Source organism: Brevibacillus sp. FW301-21C12A, assembly GCF_058788915.1.
The window spans coordinates 1-1,491 of sequence record NZ_JBYTBG010000106.1 but is presented as its reverse complement, the minus strand read 5'-3'; the positions used below and the strand labels follow the sequence as shown (position 1 = coordinate 1,491).

Annotated in this window: 3 protein-coding genes; all 3 read right to left on the bottom strand. The window is 54.2% G+C overall.

What is annotated here, in order from left to right:
- Positions 1-60: 60 nt before the first annotated feature.
- The gene (locus AC3WQH_RS25440; RefSeq protein WP_429787864.1) at positions 61-312 is read right to left on the bottom strand and encodes a sigma-70 family RNA polymerase sigma factor family protein; all 252 of its coding nucleotides are present in this window, start codon (positions 310-312) and stop codon (positions 61-63) included.
- Between the two features lie 162 nt (positions 313-474).
- Positions 475-1,269 carry a dioxygenase family protein gene (locus AC3WQH_RS25435; protein ID WP_025845494.1) on the bottom strand — a complete coding sequence of 265 codons (795 nt, stop codon included), beginning with the start codon at positions 1,267-1,269 and terminating at the stop codon, positions 475-477.
- A 34-nt stretch (positions 1,270-1,303) separates the two neighbouring features.
- On the bottom strand, positions 1,304-1,491 hold a 188-nt coding region (locus AC3WQH_RS25430; protein WP_492332326.1), incomplete at its 5' end, for a hypothetical protein.

The window sequence follows — 1,491 nt, the reverse complement described above, 5'->3', positions numbered from 1 at the left end:
TTTTGGTTGTGAAGTTGAAAATGTCATTCAGAATAATTTGACAATAGATGGATTCATTTTTTATGCAACGCTAATGAGATGCGCCAATTTGTCCGGATTGACGATCAGGTACATCCGTTCGATCCGGTCTTCCTGCTGGTTCAGACTGATCTGTACGATTATTTTCAGCTCGCCTTGCGAAAAGACCGCGATGCCATCCTGCCCATTGATGGAGCGAATTTCCATCGCGGAATGATTCGCCCATCTCGGCCAGATGCCCAGCCAGAACGACGCCACCCGTCTGCCGGAAAAATCGGGCGCAGTGTGCACCAATAGCTTTTCACGTGCCGGATTTCGTTGAGGTCTGCCCCGGCCAGCGCCGCAAACGTTTCCTGCACGATGTCCTCTGCCTCTGCCGCAGAGCCCGTCATCCGGTAGGCGAGCGAAAACAGCAAGCCCTTGTGCTCCATGTAAACTTGCGATGCTCGCACTCATTTATTCGGCATGACCAAACTGCCAGATCGTATGGCTCAGGCTGCCGTAGCGAAAGCTCATGTGCAGCCGCTGCGCCGCCCGCTCGTCGTCTGCTGCTCCCATCGCGTAAACGAGCGGCACAAAATGCTCGCTGCCGTAGACCGGGACCGCTTTTTCCGCATGCGGCGCAAGCTCGCGATAGCGCGCCAACTCATCGACCTTCCAGCCGGTCAGCGTCTGCTGCAGCCACTCTTCGAACTGCAAGGCCCAGTCGAAGGCGCCTTCCGACGTTTCGCGCATATTCAGGTAGGAAAAGTTGTGAATCGTGCCGCCAGAACCGACAATCAGCACGTCTTTTTGCCGCAGAGGGCTGAGCGCTTTCCCGATCGCGTACTGCTGCACAACCGTCAGATTCGGGTTGACGGACAGAGCCACGACAGGCACATCCGCTTGCGGGAATATATGGCGCAGCACGACCCAGTGGCCGTGGTCAAGCCCTCTTGTCGTGTTCAAGCCGACAGGCACGCCTGCGTCGCGCAGCAGTTGCACTGTCTCTTGCGCGATAGCTTCGTCGCCTTTTGCCGGGTACTGAATCTCGTACAGCTCTTGCGGAAAGCCGCCAAAGTCGTGAATCGTCGGAAACGTCTCCATCGTCCCCACCATCTGGTCAAAAGCTTCCCAGTGAGCGGAAAACATCACGATCGCGCGCGGGCGGCGCGGCAGTTGGCTGGACAGTTGTTGCAACGCTTGTGTATAGGAATTGTTTTCAATCGCAAGCAGTGGAGCGCCATGTGCAACGAACAAAGATGGCATCATGAGAAACACTCTCCTCTATATTTTTAAAACCAGGTTACTTTTCGTAAGTATTATAACCGATCTTTGTTCGCCTGACTATCCTCTGGAAAAAATAAAGCACGGCCCGCCCGAGGCGCTGCGCTGATGCACTAACCCCTACGGCAGCATGACGGATTGTAATATGAAGTGCGACACCAACAGCTAGATAAAAAAATGGCCCATGATTGATTCGTGTAAAATGAA